The organism is Pseudomonas sp. FP453, from assembly GCF_030687495.1.
Classification (GTDB): Bacteria; Pseudomonadota; Gammaproteobacteria; order Pseudomonadales; family Pseudomonadaceae; genus Aquipseudomonas.
The window spans coordinates 18,709-37,804 of the sequence record NZ_CP117435.1 but is presented as its reverse complement, the minus strand read 5'-3'; the positions used below and the strand labels follow the sequence as shown (position 1 = coordinate 37,804).

At 63.0% G+C, this 19,096-nt stretch carries 19 protein-coding genes; 8 read left to right on the top strand and 11 right to left on the bottom strand.

The genetic code is table 11. The features are described 5' to 3' along the window. Window positions 1-81: 81 nt before the first annotated feature. Entirely contained in the window at window positions 82-525 is a 444-nt protein-coding gene (locus PSH87_RS00170; protein WP_305432001.1) for an anti-virulence regulator CigR family protein, read from the top strand. On the opposite strand, the gene PSH87_RS00165 is transcribed toward PSH87_RS00170, so the two are convergent. The 6 genes from PSH87_RS00165 to PSH87_RS00140 all read right to left on the bottom strand — a co-directional run bounded on the left by PSH87_RS00165 (window position 522) and on the right by PSH87_RS00140 (window position 6,202). Then, entirely contained in the window at window positions 522-1,838 is a 1,317-nt protein-coding gene (locus tag PSH87_RS00165; RefSeq protein ID WP_026136519.1) for an MFS transporter, read from the bottom strand. The two genes, PSH87_RS00170 and PSH87_RS00165, sit on opposite strands and share 4 nt — an antisense overlap. A gap of 178 nt (window positions 1,839-2,016) precedes the next feature. Next, on the bottom strand, window positions 2,017-3,165 hold the full coding sequence (dgoD, locus tag PSH87_RS00160) for a galactonate dehydratase (protein ID WP_017734735.1): 1,149 nt from the start codon (window positions 3,163-3,165) through the stop codon (window positions 2,017-2,019). 48 nt (window positions 3,166-3,213) lie between these two features. Further along, entirely contained in the window at window positions 3,214-3,834 is a 621-nt protein-coding gene (locus PSH87_RS00155) for a 2-dehydro-3-deoxy-6-phosphogalactonate aldolase (protein WP_305431998.1), read from the bottom strand. 1 nt (window position 3,835) lies between these two features. Then, a complete protein-coding gene (locus tag PSH87_RS00150; protein ID WP_305431996.1) occupies window positions 3,836-4,795 on the bottom strand; it encodes a 2-dehydro-3-deoxygalactonokinase in 960 nt (319 codons plus the stop codon). Between the two features lie 95 nt (window positions 4,796-4,890). Further along, the gene (locus PSH87_RS00145; protein WP_305431994.1) at window positions 4,891-5,220 is read right to left on the bottom strand and encodes a DOPA 4,5-dioxygenase family protein; all 330 of its coding nucleotides are present in this window, start codon (window positions 5,218-5,220) and stop codon (window positions 4,891-4,893) included. Between the two features lie 31 nt (window positions 5,221-5,251). Beyond that, on the bottom strand, window positions 5,252-6,202 hold the full coding sequence (locus PSH87_RS00140) for a LysR family transcriptional regulator (protein ID WP_305431992.1): 951 nt from the start codon (window positions 6,200-6,202) through the stop codon (window positions 5,252-5,254). 103 nt (window positions 6,203-6,305) lie between these two features. Here PSH87_RS00140 and betC point away from each other — a divergent pair, with 103 nt between their 5' ends. The 3 genes from betC to PSH87_RS00125 all read left to right on the top strand — a co-directional run bounded on the left by betC (window position 6,306) and on the right by PSH87_RS00125 (window position 10,420). Then, window positions 6,306-7,820: a choline-sulfatase gene (gene betC, locus PSH87_RS00135; protein ID WP_305431990.1), complete on the top strand. Its 1,515-nt coding sequence runs from the start codon at window positions 6,306-6,308 to the stop codon at window positions 7,818-7,820. A 15-nt stretch (window positions 7,821-7,835) separates the two neighbouring features. Then, the gene (gene choX, locus PSH87_RS00130; RefSeq protein ID WP_305431989.1) at window positions 7,836-8,750 is read left to right on the top strand and encodes a choline ABC transporter substrate-binding protein; all 915 of its coding nucleotides are present in this window, start codon (window positions 7,836-7,838) and stop codon (window positions 8,748-8,750) included. Between the two features lie 101 nt (window positions 8,751-8,851). Next, window positions 8,852-10,420 carry a SulP family inorganic anion transporter gene (locus PSH87_RS00125; RefSeq protein ID WP_305431988.1) on the top strand — a complete coding sequence of 523 codons (1,569 nt, stop codon included), beginning with the start codon at window positions 8,852-8,854 and terminating at the stop codon, window positions 10,418-10,420. Window positions 10,421-10,547: 127 nt separating this feature from the next. On the opposite strand, the gene aroE is transcribed toward PSH87_RS00125, so the two are convergent. Further along, window positions 10,548-11,366, bottom strand: coding sequence for a shikimate dehydrogenase (gene aroE / locus PSH87_RS00120; protein ID WP_305431987.1), 819 nt, complete (start codon window positions 11,364-11,366; stop codon window positions 10,548-10,550). Then, window positions 11,366-12,298 (bottom strand): oxygen-dependent coproporphyrinogen oxidase, encoded by a 933-nt coding sequence (gene hemF, locus PSH87_RS00115; RefSeq protein ID WP_305431986.1) that lies wholly within the window; start codon window positions 12,296-12,298, stop codon window positions 11,366-11,368. The genes aroE and hemF overlap by 1 nt, the downstream gene beginning before the upstream one ends. 159 nt (window positions 12,299-12,457) lie before the next feature. Between hemF and PSH87_RS00110 the strand changes: the two genes are divergently transcribed. Continuing rightward, window positions 12,458-13,435: an NADPH:quinone reductase gene (locus PSH87_RS00110; RefSeq protein ID WP_124527040.1), complete on the top strand. Its 978-nt coding sequence runs from the start codon at window positions 12,458-12,460 to the stop codon at window positions 13,433-13,435. 130 nt (window positions 13,436-13,565) lie between these two features. Here PSH87_RS00110 and PSH87_RS00105 read toward each other — a convergent pair whose 3' ends face one another. From PSH87_RS00105 to PSH87_RS00095, 3 genes are all read right to left on the bottom strand, one after another. Further along, the gene (locus tag PSH87_RS00105; RefSeq protein ID WP_017736262.1) at window positions 13,566-14,123 is read right to left on the bottom strand and encodes an L-threonylcarbamoyladenylate synthase; all 558 of its coding nucleotides are present in this window, start codon (window positions 14,121-14,123) and stop codon (window positions 13,566-13,568) included. Between the two features lie 54 nt (window positions 14,124-14,177). Continuing rightward, window positions 14,178-15,272 (bottom strand): DNA-processing protein DprA, encoded by a 1,095-nt coding sequence (dprA, locus tag PSH87_RS00100; RefSeq protein WP_305431985.1) that lies wholly within the window; start codon window positions 15,270-15,272, stop codon window positions 14,178-14,180. A gap of 63 nt (window positions 15,273-15,335) precedes the next feature. Next, complete coding sequence (locus PSH87_RS00095; protein WP_305431984.1) at window positions 15,336-16,112, bottom strand: peptidoglycan-binding protein; 777 nt, start codon at window positions 16,110-16,112, stop codon at window positions 15,336-15,338. 135 nt (window positions 16,113-16,247) lie between these two features. Here PSH87_RS00095 and def point away from each other — a divergent pair, with 135 nt between their 5' ends. The 3 genes from def (at window position 16,248) to rsmB (ending at window position 19,084) form a co-directional block, all read left to right on the top strand. Continuing rightward, entirely contained in the window at window positions 16,248-16,754 is a 507-nt protein-coding gene (gene def / locus PSH87_RS00090; RefSeq protein WP_017736259.1) for a peptide deformylase, read from the top strand. Between the two features lie 69 nt (window positions 16,755-16,823). Then, window positions 16,824-17,777, top strand: coding sequence for a methionyl-tRNA formyltransferase (fmt, locus tag PSH87_RS00085; protein WP_305431982.1), 954 nt, complete (start codon window positions 16,824-16,826; stop codon window positions 17,775-17,777). Beyond that, on the top strand, window positions 17,774-19,084 hold the full coding sequence (rsmB, locus tag PSH87_RS00080; protein ID WP_305431981.1) for a 16S rRNA (cytosine(967)-C(5))-methyltransferase RsmB: 1,311 nt from the start codon (window positions 17,774-17,776) through the stop codon (window positions 19,082-19,084). Before fmt ends, rsmB begins: the two co-directional genes overlap by 4 nt. The last annotated feature ends 12 nt before the right edge of the window (window positions 19,085-19,096 follow it).

Genomic DNA, 19,096 nt, shown 5'->3' with positions numbered 1-19,096 from the left:
TACCTAAACTGACAAGACCAAGGGATTTCGAACCTCGTTCGAGATCCCTTTTTGTTGTGTGTGCAGTTGAGGAAGCCCCCGATGAAAATGCCTAAAACCGTGATTGCTAGCCTTGGCGTGCTGGTCCTGGGCGTCAGCGCCCTGGTGCAGGCCGCGCCGAACGATCAGGGCGGCCCTGACCGTGGCGGCCCGCAAGGCCAGCACGAGCAGCAGCGTGGCGACGACCATCGCGGCCCGCAGGACAACCGTCGCGGCGGCCCGCCCCAGGACCTCGGCCCGGTACGCCAAGTGATCCGCGACCATCACGACCAGTTCTCCCGTGGCGCACCGCCACCGCGCAATGTGCGCCTGGAACGCGGCAAGCCACTGCCCCATGGCTACTACGGTGAACGCCTGGACAGCCGCGCCCTGGCACGCCTGCCGGTGTACCAGGGTTATGAGTGGCGCCGTTCAGGGCCGGATGTGGTGTTGATTGCCGTAGGAACCGGCATCGTCTACGAGATTCTCGACGGCGTGCTCAACTAAGGTTTTTCATTCAACTTGATGCGCTCGACCTTACCGACCAGCAACACATAGGAAAGCGCCCCAAGCAACGCCAGCACCGCGATGTAGGTAATCGCCGGCGCAAACGAATCACCACTGGCGAGAAAGCCAATCACGATCGGCGTGGCAATCGCCGCCAGGTTGCCGATGAAATTGAACACCCCACCGGTCAGCCCCAACAGGCGCGCCGGTGCCAGGGTCGACACCAGCGACCAGGTGATCGACGCCAACCCATTGCCAAAGAACGCCACCGCCAGGAACGCGATTACCCACGCCGTCGAGTCCACATAGTTGGCGCCGATGATCGCCGTGGAAATCAGCAACCCGCCAATGATCGGCAACTTGCGTGCAAAGCCCACCGAGGCGCCCCGGCGAATCAACCAGTCGGAAAAGATCCCGGAACACAGCACGCCGACAAACGCCGCGAGAAACGGCAGCGACGCCAGCAGGCCGGACTTGATGAAGTCCATGCCGCGATACTTCACCAGGTAGGTGGGGAACCACGTCAGGAAAAACCACAGCGTGGAGTTCAGGCAAAACTGCCCCAGGTAGATGCCCCAGAGCTTGCGCTTGCTCAACACGATGCCCAGGTCGACCCAGCTGAACGGCGTCTTCGCGGCTTTTTCCTGCATGTCCACCAGGCCGCCGCCTTCGCGGATCAGTTCGATTTCCGCAGTGTTGGCGCCTTTGAAGTCCTTCGGCTCGCGGTACACCGCGTACCAGATCGCCGCCCACAGGATGCCCACGCCACCGGTGACCACAAACACCATGTGCCAGCCGAAGGCGTGCTGCAACCAGGCCAGCACCGGCGTGAGAAACGCCAGCCCGACAAACTGCCCGGAGGTGTAGAAGCCAATCGCCGTGGCCCGTTCACGTTCAGGGAACCACGTGGTGACCACGCGGCTATTGATCGGGTAGGCCGGGGCTTCCAGCGCACCGACGGCCATGCGCAGCACAAACAGCGCAATAAAGCTGGCGGCAAAGCCGAGCATCACCGTGGCGATGGACCACAGCAGCAGGGCAGCGGTGTAGAGGATGCGCGGCGGCACGCGGTCCACCAGCCAGCCGCCGGGGATCTGCATGGCGGCGTAGGTCCAGCCGAACGCGGAGAAAATCAGCCCGACGTGGACCGGGTCGATCCCCAGCTCACTGGTCAGCGCCGGGGCGGCAATCGACAGGTTGCTGCGGTCGAGGTAGTTGATGACCACGGTGATGAACAGCAGCACCATGATGAAAAAGCGCTTTCGGGTAGGCGTGACTAAAGAAGCCTGGCCGGTGAAGGATTCAGGATGCATGAGGGGGTGCCTCTTCTTGTGTTTATTGAGGACAGGTCTTACTGACGGAACCGGATCAAAATGTGGGAGCTGGCTTGCCTGCGATGGCGGTGTATCAGTGCCAGATATGCTGGCTGACCCACCACTATCGCAGGCAAGCCAGCTCCCACATTTTTGACCGTGTTCCTTCAGTCAGGAATCACCACTCGGCAAAGCTGCCGTCGGCATGGCGCCAGATCGGGTTGCGCCAGCGGTGGCCGATGGCCGCGCGTTCGATCACGTATTCCTCGTTGATCTCGATGCCCAGGCCCGGCCCGTTGGGGATCTTCACAAAGCCTTGGTCGTAGTCGAACACGCCCGGGTCTTTCACATAGTCGAGCAGGTCGTTGCTCTCGTTGTAGTGAATGCCCAGGCTTTGCTCCTGGATAAACGCGTTGTAGCAAACCGCGTCCAGTTGCAGGCAGGCGGCCAGGGCGATCGGGCCCAGCGGGCAGTGCAGGGCCAGGGCCACGTCGTAGGCTTCGGCCATGTTGGCGATCTTGCGGGTTTCGGTGATGCCGCCGGCGTGGGAAGCATCGGGCTGGATGATGTCGACATAGCCTTCGCTGAGCACGCGCTTGAAATCCCAACGCGAGAACAGGCGCTCGCCGAGGGCAATCGGCGTGCTGGTCAGCGGCGCCAGCTCCTTGAGCGCTTCGTAGTTTTCGCTGAGCACCGGTTCTTCGATAAACATCAGCTTGTACGGGTCCAGCTCTTTCATCAGCACCTTGGCCATGGGCTTGTGCACCCGGCCATGGAAGTCCACGCCAATACCGACGTTGGGGCCCACCGCGTCACGCACGGCGGCGACGTTGGCCAGGGCCAGGTCGACTTTTTCAAAGCTGTCGACGAACTGCAATTCTTCGGTGCCGTTCATTTTCACCGCGGTGAAACCCCGGGCCACGGCCTCTTTGGCGGCGCGGGCGGTGTCGGCCGGGCGGTCGCCGCCGATCCAGGAATACACGCGGATCTTGTCGCGCACCTGGCCGCCGAGCAGGTCGCTGACCGACACGCCGAGGGCCTTGCCCTTGATGTCCCACAACGCCTGGTCGATACCGGCGAGGGCGCTCATGTGTACTGCGCCGCCACGGTAGAAGCCGCCGCGATAGAGCACGGTCCAGATGTCTTCGATATTGCGTGGGTCTTTGCCGATCAGGTAGTCGGACAGTTCTTCAACGGCAGCAGCAACGGTGTGAGCGCGGCCTTCGACCACGGGCTCACCCCAGCCAGTCACGCCCTGGTCGGTCTCGACCTTGAGGAAGCACCAGCGCGGCGGGACGATGAAGGTCGTCAGTTTGGTGATTTTCATCTGTTATCTCTCTTATAGATGCAGCGCCTGTGGGCGCAAGACTTGATCTCAGCTCAGGGATTTCCAGGCGGCGACATAAGCCTGGGCGCGGCTCGCTACCTGATCCACTGTCATGCCCGGTTTGAACAGCCCGGAACCCAGCCCGAACCCCTTGGCGCCGGCGTCGACAAACACCTGCATGTTGTCCGGGGTAATGCCGCCCACCGGCAGCAGCAACGTGCCCGCCGGCAAAACCGCCAGCCACGCCTTGATCACCGCCGGGCCCATTTGCTCGGCGGGAAACAGCTTCAATACATCGGCACCTTCCGCCAGGGCGGCGAAGGCTTCGGTGGGCGTGGCAACGCCCGGCGACAAGAACAGCCCCGCCGCTTTCGCCGCGCGCAGCACCTTGGCATCGCTGTGGGGCATGACGATCACCTGGCCACCGGCCGCCTTGACCTGCTCGACCTGCTCCGGCGTCAACACGGTGCCCGCGCCGATCAGGCAATCGGCGGGCAGGCTGTCGCGCAGGGTAAGGATGCTGGTGTACGGGTCCGGCGAATTGAGCGGCACTTCGATCACGCGAAACCCGGCCTGGTACAGCACCTGGCCGACGGCCTGGGCTTCGTCCGGGCGGATACCGCGCAGGATGGCGATCAAACCGTTTTGTGCGAGTGCGTGCTTGAGCATGTCAGGCCTCCGATGCAGGTTGAGTGAGCCCGGCGGCCACGGCCAATTGCCACAGGCCACGTTCGCTGGCCTCTGGCGCAAGGCTGACGTGGCCGAAGCCGCAAAGGGCGAGGGCGCGTTGATAGCGGGTGCAAAGGGCAGCGGCGCCGACCAGGATGATCGGCTGCTGCCTGGCGCGTGCCGGCAGGCCGGCGAGTTCATGGCCGATCAGCAACCCGGAGAGATAATCCGGCTGCTGCTCGGGGGTGAGTTCGCCGGTCAGCCCAAGGGTGCGGGCGCTGAACAGGGTGGATAAGACGCCGCGCTGGCCGTCTTGCGAGCGCGCCACCTGAACGCCGCGGTCAAAGGCCTCGGCCTGAAAGTGTTCGGTCGGCAGTTGGGTACGCCCGAGGATGCTGTGTTTGCTCAGCACCGCAAAGACTTCACCGGTCATGAAGGTATCGAAGTGGGTGATGCAGCCATCGACCACCTCGACCCACTTGGAATGGCTGCCCGGCAGGCCGATCAACACCTCGGCAGCGAGGCCTTGCAGCACGCCCAGCACCTGGGTTTCTTCGCCGCGCATCACATTGGGCAAACCGGCCTGTTCGATCACGCCGGGCACGATATGCACATCCACCCCGCGCAGGCTGCGCACGCGGTGCAGCGCCTGGCCCAGGCGCGCGACATCCACCGGCGTATGGCGGTAGGCCGCTTCACTCCAGCCCTGGGCACTGCCCACCATGCCGCAGGCGATCACTGGCAAATCGGGCTGGGCGTCGAGCCAATCGCCGCAGGCCGCGTCGAACGCCAGTTCGAAGCCATTGCTGCAATGCACCCCAGCGATGTCCCGGGGCTCGCTGGGCAAATGCATGATCCCGCACGCCAGCGCGCGGTGTTCCAGCACGACGCCTGCCGGGCCGAGTTTGTAAGCACGAAGGGAGCTGGTTCCCCAATCGAGCGCGATCAATTGCGCCTGCATCGCTTCACCTGAGTTCTGAGCGGATGCAGGAATATAAACCTACGCGAGCGGAAGTCTCAATATATAAATATCAATCCCATATTTAGGGATTTAACTTAAAAGAAAGCTGACAAATTCAGTTCCCGCATCGCCCCCATCCAGACCGCGTAGTCGGTGTGATCCTTCAGGTCATCGCCGGTATCGGGGTGCAGGAACACCACCAGCCCGTTGCGATGGATCACCAGCCACGGCAGCACCACGCCGATGTACTCGGGATCGAACGCCAGCTGGCAGCTCCAGTCCGGGTGCGGGCCGACGGGTTTTTCGTGGACACGGCCCATGCGCAGCGGGAACAGTTTGGCGGCGTCTTCGCACAAGGTGCGCGCTTGTTCGATGGTGCTCGCGTCGAAGTAGATATGGGCGTGGTAGCCCTTGATACGTTGCATGACGGACTCCGGATCCAATAAGCGCCAAATCCTAGACCGCAATCGACGGCAGGGCCAGCCCGGTCAACGACTGCGCGCTGCTGGCTTGCTCGGCCAGCAGCCACTCGACAAAGCGCTGCACCAACTGGCCCCGGCGTTTGCGCTGGGGTTGCACCACGTAATAGCCGAAGCGCGAGATCACCGTGTCGCTGACCGGACGGCACAGCCAGTTCTGCTCCAGCAAGTTGTCCACCAGGTGGCGCCAGCCAATGGCCACGCCCTGGCCGGCAATCGCTGCCTGGATCAGCAGGGTGTAGTTGTCGAAGCGCAGTTGGCCGGGCGTGGGCGCGGCACTGATGCCCAGTTCGCGGAACACGCCGCTCCAGTCGAACCATTGGCTATTGTTTTCCTGGCGCAAGTGCAGCAGGGGGAAATCGTGCAAATTTTGCACAGTCAGTGGCGTGACCTGCTCTTTCAGCCACTGCGGGCTGCACACCGGGAACACTTCCTCATTGAACAGCCACAGGCTCTCGCCTTGCTTGAAACGGCCGTCGCCAAACAACACCGCCACGTCGATATCGCTGCGCAGGCTGGCGTGGTTGCGCTCGCTGGTCACCAGGCTCACATCGACTTGCGGGTTGGCCTGGTGGAAGCGGTGCAGGCGCGGCATCAGCCAATAGGCGGCGAAGGCAAAGTCGGTGGCCACTTGCAGCACTTCGTGCTGGTCCTGCTGGGTGATGGCACTCAGGCCGGCGTTGATGCTCTGCAAGCCGCCCTGCACATGGTCGAACAGCAGCGCGCCGGCGTCGGTCAGCTCGATGCCGCGATAGATGCGATCAAACAGGCGAATCGCCAGCTGTTCTTCCAGGCGCTTGATCTGCTGGCTGATGGCCGGCTGGGTGGTACCCAACTCCATCGCGGCGGCAGTAAAGCTGCGGTGTCGCGCGGCCGCTTCAAAGGCGCGCAATAGGTCGAGGGACACGTCACCAAGGGCTTCATACATAAGCTGTGCTTATCCTAGACATTGCTTTTCATGGGCTTTACCCCAATTTCCATGGGCTGCATTCTCATTCGCATAAACACCGCCTATGGAATGCCGACAACCCATGAAGCGCAAGAACATTCTTTTCATCATGGCCGATCAAATGGCCGCGCCGCTGCTGCCGTTCTACGGTTCTTCGCCGATCAAGTTGCCCAATCTGAGCCTCCTCGCCGCACAGGGCGTGGTGTTCGACGCCGCCTATTGCAACAGCCCGTTGTGCGCGCCGTCGCGTTTTACCCTGGTCAGTGGGCAGTTGCCGAGCAAGATCGGCGCCTACGACAACGCGGCCGATTTTCCCGCCGATGTACCGACCTATGCCCACTACTTGCGTCGCCTCGGCTACCGCACGGCGCTGTCGGGCAAGATGCATTTCTGCGGCCCCGACCAACTGCACGGCTATGAAGAACGCCTGACCAGCGACATCTACCCCGCCGACTACGGCTGGGCGGTGAACTGGGATGAACCGGACGTGCGCCCCAGCTGGTACCACAACATGTCGTCGGTGCTGCAAGCCGGCCCGTGCGTGCGCACCAACCAGCTGGATTTCGACGAAGAGGTGGTGTTCAAAGCCCAGCAGTACTTGTTCGACCATATCCGCGAGGACGGCGACCAGCCGTTCTGCCTGACCGTGTCGATGACCCATCCCCATGACCCGTACACCATTCCCAAGCCGTTCTGGGACCTGTACGACGACGCCGATATCCCATTGCCTACGACGCCAGCGCAAACGGATCTCGACCCGCATTCCCAACGCCTGCTCAAGGTCTACGACCTGTGGGACAAGCCGCTGCCGGTGGATAAGATCCGCGATGCACGCCGGGCCTACTTCGGCGCGTGCAGTTACATCGACAGCAATGTGGGAAAACTCCTGCAAACCCTGGAAGACACCGGCCTGGCCGACGACACCATCATCATTTTCTCCGGTGACCACGGCGACATGCTCGGCGAGCGCGGCCTCTGGTACAAAATGCACTGGTTTGAAATGGCCGCCCGCGTACCGCTGCTGGTGAGTGCGCCGGGGCAATTTGCGTCGGGGCGTGTCAGCCAGGCCGTGTCCACCGCCGACCTGTTGCCGACGTTGGTGGAACTGGCCGGCGGCACGCTCGACCCGCGCCTGCCACTGGACGGCCGCTCCCTGGTCCCGCACTTGCAAGGGCAGGGCGGACACGACGAAGTGTTTGGCGAATACATGGCCGAAGGCACGATCAGCCCGCTGATGATGATTCGCCGGGGCGCCTACAAATTCATCTACAGCGAAGACGACCCTTGCCTACTGTTCGATGTCCACAATGACCCGCACGAGCGGGAAAACCTCAGCCAGTCACCGGAACACCGGCCGCTGTTCGAGGCGTTTTTGAAGGAGGCGCGGGCCAAATGGGACATCCCGGCGATCCACCAACAGGTGCTCGCCAGCCAACGCCGCCGTCGCCTGGTGTTTGAAGCACTGACCCAGGGCAAGCTGAAGAGCTGGGATCACCAGCCACTGGTGGACGCCAGTCAGCAGTACATGCGCAACCATATCGACCTCGACGACCTGGAGCGCAAGGCACGTTATCCACAACCCTGCCAACACCAATAAAACTGAGGGAAGGCCATGCAAAAGTTGACTGTGATACTGGGCATGTTGGCGCTCGGCAGCGCCAATGTGTACGCAGACACGAGCTGTGAAACGGTAAAAATGGCCGATCCCGGCTGGAGCGACATCGCCGCGACCAATGCCATCACCGGTTTTCTGCTGACGGGCATGGGCTACAAACCCAAGGTCGATACCCTGGCGGTGCCGATCACCTTTGGCGGGCTCAAGGACGGCCAGGTGGATGTGTTCCTCGGCAACTGGATGCCGGCGCAGCAGGGCTTCTATGACAAGTTCGTCGCCAATGGCGAGGTGGTGCAGTTGGCGAAAAACCTCGACGGCACCGAGTTCACCCTCGCCGTGCCGGACTACGTGTGGGACGCCGGGGTGCATGACTTTGCCGACCTGAACAAGGTTGCCGACAAGTTCGACAAGAAGATCTACGGCATCGGCTCCGGCGCGCCGGCGAATATCTCGTTGCAGGAAATCATCAAGAAGAACGACTTCGAGCTCGGCCAGTGGAAGCTGATCGAGTCCAGCGAACAGGCGATGCTCGCCGAAGTGTCGCGGGCGGTGAAGAAACAGCGCTTCGTCACCTTCCTCGGCTGGACCCCGCACCCGATGAACGTGCAGTTGAAAATGCACAACCTCAAGGGCGGCGAGAAGTACTTCGGCGACACCGGCAGCGTGTACACCCTGACCCGCAAGGGGTACGCACAAGCCTGCCCGAACGTCGGAAAACTGCTGACCAACCTGAGTTTCACCCAGGAGATGGAGAACAGCATCATGGCCGAGGTGGCCAACAACAAGGTCAGCAATGCCGAGGCGGCGAAGGCGTGGATCAAGGCGAATCCGGCGGTGTTGGATAAGTGGTTGGAGGGGGTGAAGACCGTGGATGGCAAGGATGCGTTGTCCGCGGTAAAAGCCAAACTCTAAGACCTTTGTGGGAACTGGCTTGTGTGGGAGCTGGCTTGCCTGCTCCCACAGTGGCCAGTGTGTACTGATATTCTGCGGCAAACCTTCAAACCGAGACCCTGATGCCCCGGCCCACCCGCCATACCCTCTTCCCCTTCCTGCGCTGGCTGCCACGCCAAACCCGCGCCAGCGTCGGCCGGGATGCCATCGTCGGCCTCAGCGGCGCGGTGCTGGCCTTGCCGCAGTCGATTGCCTACGCACTGATCGCCGGCCTCCCACCGGAATACGGGCTGTATGCCGCCATCATCCCGGTGTTGATCGCGTGCCTGTGGGGGTCGTCCTGGCACCTGATCTGCGGCCCCACGGCGGCCATCTCCATCGTGCTGTACGCCAGCGTCAGCCCATTGGCCGTGCCGGGGTCGCAGGACTACATCACCCTGATCCTGTTGCTGACCTTCCTCGCCGGGGTTTTCCAGTGGTTGCTGGGCCTGCTGCGCTTTGGCGCGCTGGTGAATTTCGTCTCCCATTCGGTGGTGCTGGGCTTCACCCTGGGCGCCGCCGTGGTAATTGCCCTGGGGCAGTTGCCCAACCTGCTGGGGCTGGAGCTGCCGAGCCAGGCCACGGCGATCAAGAGTTTGCTGGCGCTGGTGGATCACGGCGGGGAATGGGACCACGCCTCGCTCGCCCTCGGCCTGGGCACCTTGCTGGTGGGCGCATTGCTCAAATACCTACTGCCACGTTGGCCGACGCTGCTGATCGCCTTGGCCCTTGGCAGCCTGGTAGCGTGGCTGTGGCCGGCGATGTTCGGGCATGTGGCACGGGTCAGTTCGTTCGTGGGCAAGCTGCCGCCGTTCAGCCCGCTGCCGATGGACCTGGACATGCTCCTGCGCCTGCTGCCCAGCGCCGTGGCGGTGGGCATGCTGGGGCTGGTGACCAGCCTGTCGATTGCCCGCTCGCTGTCGGCCCGTTCGCAACAATTGCTCGACGCCAACCAGGAAGTCCGTGCGCAAGGCTTATCCAATATCGTCGGCGGATTTTTTTCCGGGTACTTGTCAGCCGGTTCGTTTACCCGCTCCGGTCTCAGCTATGAAGCCGGCGCGTGCTCACCCCTGGCCGGGGTGTTTTCTTCCCTGTGGGTGGCGCTGTTTGCGCTGTTTGGCGCGGCGTTGATCGCCCATATCCCGATCCCGAGCATGGCGGCGAGCATCCTCCTGATTTGCTGGGGGCTGGTGGATCACCGCGGCATTCGTGCCCTGTTTCGCGTGAGCCGCGCCGAGTTTGTGGTGATGGGCCTGACCTGCGTCGCGACCTTGCTGCTGGAGCTGCAAACGGCGATTTATGCGGGGGTACTGGCGTCGTTGTTTTTCTACCTCAAGCGCACGTCGCAGCCACGGGTACAGCAGTGGCGCGATGGTGATGAGGATGTGTTGCGGGTGGGCGGCTCGATCTTTTTTGGCGCCAGCCATTACCTGCAAGTGCGCCTGCAACGGTTACAGGGCGAACGGGTGGTGATCGAGGCGCAGCAGATCAACTTTATCGACTATTCCGGGGTGGAGATGTTGCACCAGGAAGCGCGGCGGTTGCGGGGGTTGGGGCGGAGTTTGACGTTGCGCCGGGCGAGGCCGCAGGTCGTGGAGGAATTGAAAAAGTTGGAAGGGGCTGACAGGTGCCCCATCCAATTCGAAGACTAAACACGGTTAAAACTGTGGGAGCTGGCTTGCCTGCGATAGCGGTGTGTCAGCTTGCCTATTTGGCACTGATACACCGCTATCGCAGGCAAGCCAGCTCCCACATTGACTGTGCCCACTTGGGTTGGAGTTAAGCCAACTGGCGACGCAGCTCGGCCAGCACCGGCGCCGATTCCGGGCGCACACCGCGCCACAGGAAAAACGCCTCCGCCGCCTGCTCCACCAACATCCCCAAGCCATCCATCGCCACGGCGGCACCTTGCGCCGTCGCCCAACGGCAAAACGCAGTCGGCTCCTTGCCGTACATCATGTCGTAGCAAAACGTCTTGCCCGGTTCGATCAGGCTGCCGGCAATCGGTGGTACATCGCCTGACAGGCTGGCGGACGTGGCATTGATAATCACGTCCACCGGCTCACGCAGCCAGTCGAAACCGCTGGCAGACACCGGGCCCAGGTCGTCAAACAGCTCGGCGAGCATTTCGGCTTTTTCCACGGTGCGGTTGGCAATAATCAGCGAGGCCGGCCGCTCGGCCAGCAACGGCTCCAGCGCGCCACGTACCGCGCCGCCAGCGCCCAGCAGCAGGATGCGTTTACCGTGCAGGCTCAGCCCGGCGTTGACGGTGAGGTCGCGCACCAGGCCGGCGCCGTCGGTGTTGTCACCCAGCAGGCTGCCGTCGGCGAGCTTGCTCAGGGTGTTCACCGCGCCAGCCCGTTGGGCGCGCTCGGTGAGGCTGTTGGCCAGGCGATAGGCGTCTTCCTTGAACGGCACGGTGACGTTGGCGCCACGGCCGTGCTGAAAAAACTCACGGGCACAACCGGTGAAATCCTCCAGCGGTGCAAGCAAGGTGCTGTAGTCCAGTTGTTCGCCGGTCTGCTCGGCGAACATCCGGTGGATAAGCGGCGACTTGCTGTGGCCGATGGGGTTGCCGAACACCACATAACGGTCCATCAGACGGCTGCCTTGGGCGCGGCGAGGCCGAGCCAGTCACGGTCTTGCAGGAAGTAGTCGGTGAGGCGCGCTTCTTCGCTGCCGGCCTCGGCTTTCCAGTCGTAGCTCCAGCGCACTTGCGGCGGCAGCGACATCAGGATCGATTCGGTGCGCCCGCCCGATTGCAGGCCGAACAGGGTGCCACGGTCGTAGACCAGGTTGAACTCGACGTAGCGGCCACGGCGGAATTCCTGGAATTCGCGCTGTTGCTCGGTGTAGGCGGTGGCCTTGCGGCGCTGCACGATCGGCAGGTAGGCGTCTATGTAGGCGTCGCCGATGGCGCGGATGAAGGCGAAGCAGGTGTCGAAGTCCCACTCGTTCAAGTCATCGAAGAACAGGCCGCCGATGCCACGCGGTTCATTGCGATGCTTGATGTGGAAGTAGGTGTCGCACCAGGCTTTGTAACGCGAGTACACGTCCGGGCCGAACGGCGCACAGGCCTGCTCGGCGACACGGTGCCAATGGATGCAGTCTTCTTCATTGGCGTAGTAGGGCGTGAGGTCAAAGCCGCCACCAAACCACCACACCGGCTCTTCGCCTTCTTTTTCGGCGATGAAAAAGCGCACGTTGGCGTGGGACGTCGGTACGTGAGGGTTGTGCGGGTGGATCACCAGCGACACGCCCAGGGCTTCAAAACCACGGCCGGCCAGTTCAGGGCGATGGGCACTGGCGGACGGTGGGAGGCCGCTGCCAAACACGTGGGAAAAGTTAACGCCGCCTTTTTCAATCACCGCACCGTCCGCGATCACACGGGTACGACCGCCGCCGCCGGCAGGCCGGGTCCAGGCGTCTTCGATAAAGCGCGTGTCCGGCTCGAAGGTTTCCAGGGCACTGCAAATGCGGTCTTGCAGGTCAAGCAGGTAGGCCTTTACAGCCTCGGTGCGGGTAGTCATGGCATCACCTTGAATCGGGCAAAGCTACGCGAGGCCATTGGGCGTCGGCGGCAAATGGGCGCACAGGATACCACCGCACCCCGTTGCGCCGCAGTTGACGAAGATCAAGCTTAGGAGTTCGATAGCCGACTACGCGAATTCGACCCGAGGAGAAGGCAGATGGCAAAACGTATCCAGTTCAGCGCCCATGGCGGCCCCGACGTGCTTGAGTATGTGGACTACACGCCAGCGGAACCCGGCCCGCAACAGGTTCGCGTACGTAACCAGGCGATTGGCCTGAATTTTATCGACACCTATTTCCGCAGCGGTTTGTACGCGCCGCCTGCGTTGCCATCTGGCTTGGGCGCAGAAGGCGCCGGTTTGGTCGATGCCGTCGGCAGCGAAGTCACCCAGTTCAAGGTCGGCGACCGTGTGGCCTACGGCAGCGGGCCGCTGGGCGCGTACAGCGAACTGCATGTGCTGCCAGCCGCCAACCTGGTGCACCTGCCGGACGAGATCAGCTTCGAACAAGCGGCTGGCGCGATGCTCAAGGGCCTGACCGTGCAATACCTGCTGCGCCAGACCTATGAGTTGAAGGGTGGCGAGACCATCCTGTTCCACGCCGCTGCCGGTGGCGTAGGCTCCCTGGCGTGCCAGTGGGCCAAGGCCCTGGGCGTGAAGCTGATCGGTACGGTCAGCTCGCCGGAAAAAGCCGCCCTGGCCAAATCCCTCGGCGCCTGGGAAACCATCGACTACAGCAAGGAAAACGTCGCACAACGCGTGCTGGAATTGACCGACGGCAAAAAAGTGCCGGTGGTGTACGACGGTGTGGGCAAGGACACTTGGCTGACCTCGCTGGACAGCGTGGCACCGCGCGGGCTGGTGGTGAGTTTCGGCAATGCGTCGGGCGCCGTGGATGGGGTGAACCTGGGGATTTTGTCGGCGAAAGGTTCGCTGTACGTGACCCGGCCGACCTTGGCCACCTACGCCAACAACCCGCAGAACTTGCAGGCGATGGCGGATGACCTGTTTTCGATGATCAAGAGCGGCAAGGTGCGCATTGATATCAACCAGCGGTATGCGCTGGCGGATGCGGCGAAGGCGCAGACGGAGTTGTCGGGGCGGCGGACTACCGGGTCGACGATTTTGTTGCCGTAAGGCTTCAGGACTCTACTGACTCAAGGGCCTCATCGCGGGCAAGCCCGCTCCCACATTTGACCGAGTTTCTCCAGTCGGAACCCGATCAACCTGTGGGAGCGGGCTTGCCCGCGATGGCTACACCTCGGTCTCAGGACGGGCGCATCACCTTGCCCGTGGCCAGATCGCGAATCAGGCTCGGGTTCTTGCGCCCACCCAGGGCGCCACCCAGCACCAGGTCCACCTGGCCACGGAAATACTGCTCCACGCGGATCCGCGTACGCGCCGCCGGGCGGCCCTGCGGGTTGGCCGAGGTGGAAATCAACGGCCCCACTTCTGCGCACAGATCCCGCACCAACGGGTGATCGCTGACGCGCAACGCCACGGTGTCGTGCACACCGGTCACCCACTCCGGCAGCAAACCCTGGTGGGGCACCAACCAGGTGTTGGGCCCCGGCCAGGTGCTGGCCATGCGGTCGATCCAGTCTTGCGGGAAGTCTTCGAACAAAAAGTCGAACTGGTGAATGCTATCGGCGACCACGATCAAGCCCTTGTCCACCGAACGGTTCTTGATCGCCAGCAAGCGGTCCACCGCTTCTTCATTCCACGGGTCGCAGCCCAGCCCCCACACCGCCTCGGTTGGGTAGGCAATCACCGCACCTGCGCGAATTTCTCGTGCGGCTTCCAGCACACGCCACCTGTTGACCATTGTTTACTCTCCAGACCAAAGCTCCGGGCAGTTTACCGATCTCTGTTACAAAACCTAGCAGCGCGCGCGCCAGTGCCCGCTTTCGCAGATCACGCGGCCTTCTAGTTCCAACTCGGTCAAGGTCGCCAGCACCTGGGACAACGGCCGCCCACTGGCAATCGCCAGGGCTTCGCTGGTGTGGGGCGCCGCGTGCAGCAGCGCCACCAACGGATGGGTGACCGGCACCGGGGCCGGGCGCGACAACGCCTGCCAGCCGCGCAAGCCTTCCAGGATGTGCTCGATGGTTTCCACCAGCACCGCACCCTCACGGATCAACTGGTGACAGCCCTTGGCGCCGGGATGGTGGATGGAGCCCGGGATCGCATACACCTCGCGGCCTTGCTCGGCGGCGAGCTTGGCGGTGATCAGCGAACCACTGGCCATGCTCGCCTCCACCACCAGCACGCCGAGGGACAGGCCGCTGATGATCCGGTTGCGCCGTGGAAAGTTGCCGGCCTGGGGCGCGGTGTCCAGCGGGAACTCGGAAACCACGGCACTGCCTTGCTCAATCATCGCCGCCGCGAGCCGCTTGTGGCGCTGTGGATAAAAATTTTCGAGGCCGGTACCGAGGACGCCGATTGTCTGCCCCCCGACATCCAATGCCGCCTGATGCGCCGCGCCATCAATGCCCAACGCAAGGCCGCTGGTGATAACAAAACCCGCGCCCGCCAAACTGCGGGAAAACGCGGCGGCGGTGTCCATGCCAGGGCGCGAAGCACGGCGACTGCCGACCACCGCCAGTTGCGGTTTTTCCAGGATTCCAGGGTCGCCGGCGACGAATAACAACGGCGGCGCGTCGTCGATCTGGGCGAGCAATGCGGGGTACTCAGGCTGGTCCCACATCAGCAAATGCTGGGCCGGGCGTGCCAGCGAGGCTAATGCAGCGCTGGCGCCATCGCGCACCTCATGGCTTCGCCGGGCCTCCGCGCTGATGGCCGGCAACCCGAGGGAACGCCAGGCACTGGCGGGGGCGCTGATGGCCTTTGACGCGCAACCAAATGCTTCGATCAATCGGCGAAAACGCTTGGGACCCAGTTCCGGCAGCCTGTGCAAGCGTAGTCGTGCTTCCAGTTCTGCTGGGGATATTTCATGGCTGTTTGTCGGATACATCTGATCATCCTTGACCGGAACAAGCTGTGGATAACTCTGTTGGTAACTTATTTAGCAGGCTATTTATTGTCTTTGATGGACAGTCTCGAAACGGTCCATTACGGCCAAGGGGCGTGATGCCTTGAGAACCAGGCCGTAACTGAGCTTTTCGTAGGTGCGAAACACCAGCAGAGTGCCGGCGCGCTCATCGGGAAGTTTCGTCGGGACGCCGGTAAGCGCGTCGCGAACAGTGGCGCCAGTCTTGATCACGGGGAGCAGGTGCCCCTCAACCATGCCATCGCGCCGACCTTTGTTCAGGGTCACGGCATCCAGCACGCCGATCTGGGTAACGCCTCTGGGGACGTCGATGATTTTTCCTTCAATGAAAGTCGCAGGTTCCGACACCTCCAGGCGTGCCAGGTCTACGGGTGGCTGGGCTCGGAGCAAGCGGTCGCCTGGGCGAATTTCCTGGGTCACGCGCTGCACGGCCAGGGTGGAGAGGTCGCCCACCGTCACAAAGCGCGCGGTGCCGATGTCATCGGCGTTGATGCCCAGCAGTTCGTGGGTTTGTGGATCGGTGTAGACCTTGCCGCGTCGGAATATTCCGTAGATCGGGTGGGAAGGGTCCAGGAAGCCGCGCGCATGCACCTGCTCACCCGGCGCGCCCAGCACCCGGCCGGCGTCGGCCGCGACGATGTAGGGCGCGTTGTCCAGGTCCTGCAGGGAATCAAGCACGCGGTTATGCAATAAAAAACGCTGGATGGCCTGTTGCGTCGGCTGATCCAGACGCTGGCCGGGCGATGGCAGCAGGGCCATGGCGACCGGCGCCCACAGCAGTAAGACGAGCAGCGATTTCCTCATGGGGTGAATCTCCTTTATTATGTGCGTTCGCGTGAAATGCCTTGGCCTTCGCGGCTTTTAAGGGTTTCACACCGGTCGTTTGGGTCCATCCCAACGCCGATTTGCCTTTACCTCACATGTGCAGCAATTACGCTTATGGCTATTTTGAACATCCTCGAATTCCCCGACTCGCGCCTGCGCACTGTCGCCAAACCGGTGGCCGTAGTGGACGACAAGGTTCGTCAGTTGGTCGATGACATGTTTGAAACAATGTATGAAGCCCCGGGCATCGGCCTCGCCGCGACCCAGGTCAACGTGCATCAGCGTGTCGTGGTCATGGACCTGTCGGAAGATCGCAGCGAGCCGATGGTGTACATCAACCCCGAGTTCGAACCGCTGACCGAAGAGATGGGCGAGTACCAGGAAGGCTGCCTGTCGGTGCCGGAGTTCTACGAGAACGTCGAGCGCCCGCTGCGCGTGAAGATCAAGGCTCTGGACCGCGACGGCAAGCCGTTCGAGCTGATTGCCGAAGGCCTGCTGGCGGTGTGCATCCAGCACGAGTGCGACCACCTCAACGGCAAGCTGTTTGTCGATTACCTGTCCACGCTCAAGCGTGACCGGATCAAGAAGAAGCTGGAAAAGAAGCATCGCCAGCAAGCTTGATGCCCGTCTTCCAAAGGCTTGCTGCGGCAAGCCTTTTTCTTTTGTGACTGTTTTTAACCGAGACCTCCCATGACCGAGCCACTGCGCATTGTTTTTGCCGGTACACCCGAATTTGCCGCCGAACACCTCAAGGCGCTGCTCGCCAGCCCTTATGACATCGTCGCGGTGTACACCCAGCCGGATCGCCCGGCCGGTCGCGGGCAAAAACTGATGCCGAGCCCGGTCAAGCAGCTGGCGCTGGAACACAACATTCCCGTGCTGCAACCGCCGACCCTGCGCAACGCCGAAGCCCAGGCCGAACTGGCGGCGCTGCAACCGGACCTGCTGGTGGTGGTGGCCTATGGCTTGATCCTGCCGCAAGTGGTGCTGGATATCCCACTCCTGGGCTGCATCAACAGCCACGCCTCCCTGCTGCCACGCTGGCGCGGTGCGGCGCCGATCCAGCGCGCCGTTGAGGCGGGCGATAGCGAAAGCGGCGTGACCGTGATGCGCATGGAATTGGGCTTGGACACCGGCCCGATGCTGCTCAAGGTCACCACCCCGATCACCGCCCAGGACACCGGCGGCAGCCTGCACGATCGCCTCGCCGAGCTGGGCCCGCCGGCCGTGCTCCAGGCCATCGCCGGCCTCGCGGCGGGCACCCTGGAGGGCGAAGTGCAGGACGACAGCCTGGCGACCTACGCCCACAAACTGAACAAAGACGAAGCGCGCATCGACTGGAGCCGCCCGGCCGTGGAGCTGGAGCGCCTGGTGCGTGCGTTCAACCCGTGGCCGATCTGCCACAGCACCCTCAACGGCGAAGCCCTGAAAGTGCTGGCCGCGACCTTGGCCGAAGGCAACGGCGCACCCGGTGAAATCATCGGCGCCAGCAAGGACGGCCTGTTGGTCGCCTGCGGTGCACAAGCGCTGTGTCTGACCCGTCTGCAATTGCCCGGTGGCAAGGCGCTGAATTTCAGCGATTTGTTCAACAGCCGCCGTGAGAAATTTGCCGTGGGCACCGTGCTCGGGGTGGTTGCGCAATGAACCCACGTCTGGCTGCCGCCAAGGCTCTCGCCGCCGTCCTCAATGGCAAGGCGTCGCTGAACAGTTCGCTGCCCACGCAGATGGACAAGGTCGAAGACCGCGACCGTGGTTTTACCCAGGACCTGGCCTTTGGCACCGCCCGCTGGCAGCCGCGCTTGTCGGCGCTGGCGGCCAAGTTGCTGCAAAAGCCGTTCAAGGCGGCGGACGCGGATGTGGAAGCGTTGCTGCTGGTCGGCCTCTATCAGTTGCTCTACACCCGCGTGCCGGCCCACGCCGCCATCGGCGAAACGGTCGGTTGCGCCGACAAGCTGAAAAAGCCCTGGGCCAAGGCCCTGCTCAATGCCGTACTGCGCCGCGCCCAGCGTGAAAGCGAAGCGCTGCTGGCCGAGCTGGAACATGACCCGGTGGTACGCACCGCCCACCCGCGCTGGCTGCAAAAATCCCTCAAGGCGTTCTGGCCTGAGCAATGGGAAGCCATTTGCGCGGCGAACAACGCGCATCCGCCGATGATCCTGCGGGTCAACCGCCGTCACCACAGCCGCGACGCCTACCTGCAATTGCTCACCGCCGCCGGGATCAACGCCACGCCGTGCGTGTACAGCGTTGACGGCATCGTGCTCGAAGCCGCCACCGACGTGCGCAGCCTGCCGGGCTTTGCCGAAGGCTGGATCAGTGTGCAGGACGAAGCCGCACAACTGGCCGCCGACCTGCTCGACCTGGCGCCAGGCCAACGGGTGCTCGACGCCTGCTGCGCACCGGGCGGTAAGACGTGTCACATCCTTGAGGTGGAAAAAGACCTCGCCGGTGTAGTCGCTGTCGACCTGGAAGCCAAGCGCCTGGTGCGCGTGCGCGAGAACCTCGCCCGCCTGGGCCTCAGCGCCGAGCTGATCGCCGCCGACGGCCGCGACACCGCCACCTGGTGGGACGGCAAGCCCTTCCAGCGCATCCTGCTCGACGCGCCATGCTCCGCCACTGGCGTAATCCGCCGCCACCCGGACATCAAACTCACCCGCCAACCCGACGACATCGCCGCCCTGGCCGTGCTGCAAGGCGAACTGCTCGACGCGATGTGGCCAACCCTGGAAGTCGGCGGCATCCTGCTTTACGCCACGTGCTCGACCTTGCCGACGGAAAATACCGAAGTGATCGCAGCCTTCCTCGCTCGTACCAGCGGCGCGCGGGAGCTGGACCTCGCGACCTCGGCCGGGATCAAGCAGCCCCATGGCCGCCAATTGCTCGCGCAAGAAGGCGGACACGACGGCTTCTACTACGCCAAACTGATCAAGATCGCCGCCGCGCGCGGCTGAAACGGGTTTAAG

What these genes read in the sequence shown, in the direction of transcription:
- PSH87_RS00165 (WP_026136519.1), bottom strand. Translation starts at nt 1,838, where the DNA reads ATGCATCCTGAATCCTTCACCGGCCAGGCTTCTTTAGTCACGCCTACC.
- PSH87_RS00105 (WP_017736262.1), bottom strand. Translation starts at nt 14,123, where the DNA reads ATGGTCAACAGGTGGCGTGTGCTGGAAGCCGCACGAGAAATTCGCGCA.
- PSH87_RS00145 (WP_305431994.1), bottom strand. Translation starts at nt 5,220, where the DNA reads ATGCAACGTATCAAGGGCTACCACGCCCATATCTACTTCGACGCGAGC.
- PSH87_RS00140 (WP_305431992.1), bottom strand. Translation starts at nt 6,202, where the DNA reads ATGTATGAAGCCCTTGGTGACGTGTCCCTCGACCTATTGCGCGCCTTT.
- rsmB (WP_305431981.1), top strand. Translation starts at nt 17,774, where the DNA reads ATGAACCCACGTCTGGCTGCCGCCAAGGCTCTCGCCGCCGTCCTCAAT.
- aroE (WP_305431987.1), bottom strand. Translation starts at nt 11,366, where the DNA reads ATGGACCGTTATGTGGTGTTCGGCAACCCCATCGGCCACAGCAAGTCG.
- fmt (WP_305431982.1), top strand. Translation starts at nt 16,824, where the DNA reads ATGACCGAGCCACTGCGCATTGTTTTTGCCGGTACACCCGAATTTGCC.
- choX (WP_305431989.1), top strand. Translation starts at nt 7,836, where the DNA reads ATGCAAAAGTTGACTGTGATACTGGGCATGTTGGCGCTCGGCAGCGCC.
- PSH87_RS00150 (WP_305431996.1), bottom strand. Translation starts at nt 4,795, where the DNA reads ATGCAGGCGCAATTGATCGCGCTCGATTGGGGAACCAGCTCCCTTCGT.
- dprA (WP_305431985.1), bottom strand. Translation starts at nt 15,272, where the DNA reads ATGTATCCGACAAACAGCCATGAAATATCCCCAGCAGAACTGGAAGCA.
- def (WP_017736259.1), top strand. Translation starts at nt 16,248, where the DNA reads ATGGCTATTTTGAACATCCTCGAATTCCCCGACTCGCGCCTGCGCACT.
- dgoD (WP_017734735.1), bottom strand. Translation starts at nt 3,165, where the DNA reads ATGAAAATCACCAAACTGACGACCTTCATCGTCCCGCCGCGCTGGTGC.
- betC (WP_305431990.1), top strand. Translation starts at nt 6,306, where the DNA reads ATGAAGCGCAAGAACATTCTTTTCATCATGGCCGATCAAATGGCCGCG.
- PSH87_RS00125 (WP_305431988.1), top strand. Translation starts at nt 8,852, where the DNA reads ATGCCCCGGCCCACCCGCCATACCCTCTTCCCCTTCCTGCGCTGGCTG.
- PSH87_RS00170 (WP_305432001.1), top strand. Translation starts at nt 82, where the DNA reads ATGAAAATGCCTAAAACCGTGATTGCTAGCCTTGGCGTGCTGGTCCTG.
- hemF (WP_305431986.1), bottom strand. Translation starts at nt 12,298, where the DNA reads ATGACTACCCGCACCGAGGCTGTAAAGGCCTACCTGCTTGACCTGCAA.
- PSH87_RS00155 (WP_305431998.1), bottom strand. Translation starts at nt 3,834, where the DNA reads ATGCTCAAGCACGCACTCGCACAAAACGGTTTGATCGCCATCCTGCGC.
- PSH87_RS00095 (WP_305431984.1), bottom strand. Translation starts at nt 16,112, where the DNA reads ATGAGGAAATCGCTGCTCGTCTTACTGCTGTGGGCGCCGGTCGCCATG.
- PSH87_RS00110 (WP_124527040.1), top strand. Translation starts at nt 12,458, where the DNA reads ATGGCAAAACGTATCCAGTTCAGCGCCCATGGCGGCCCCGACGTGCTT.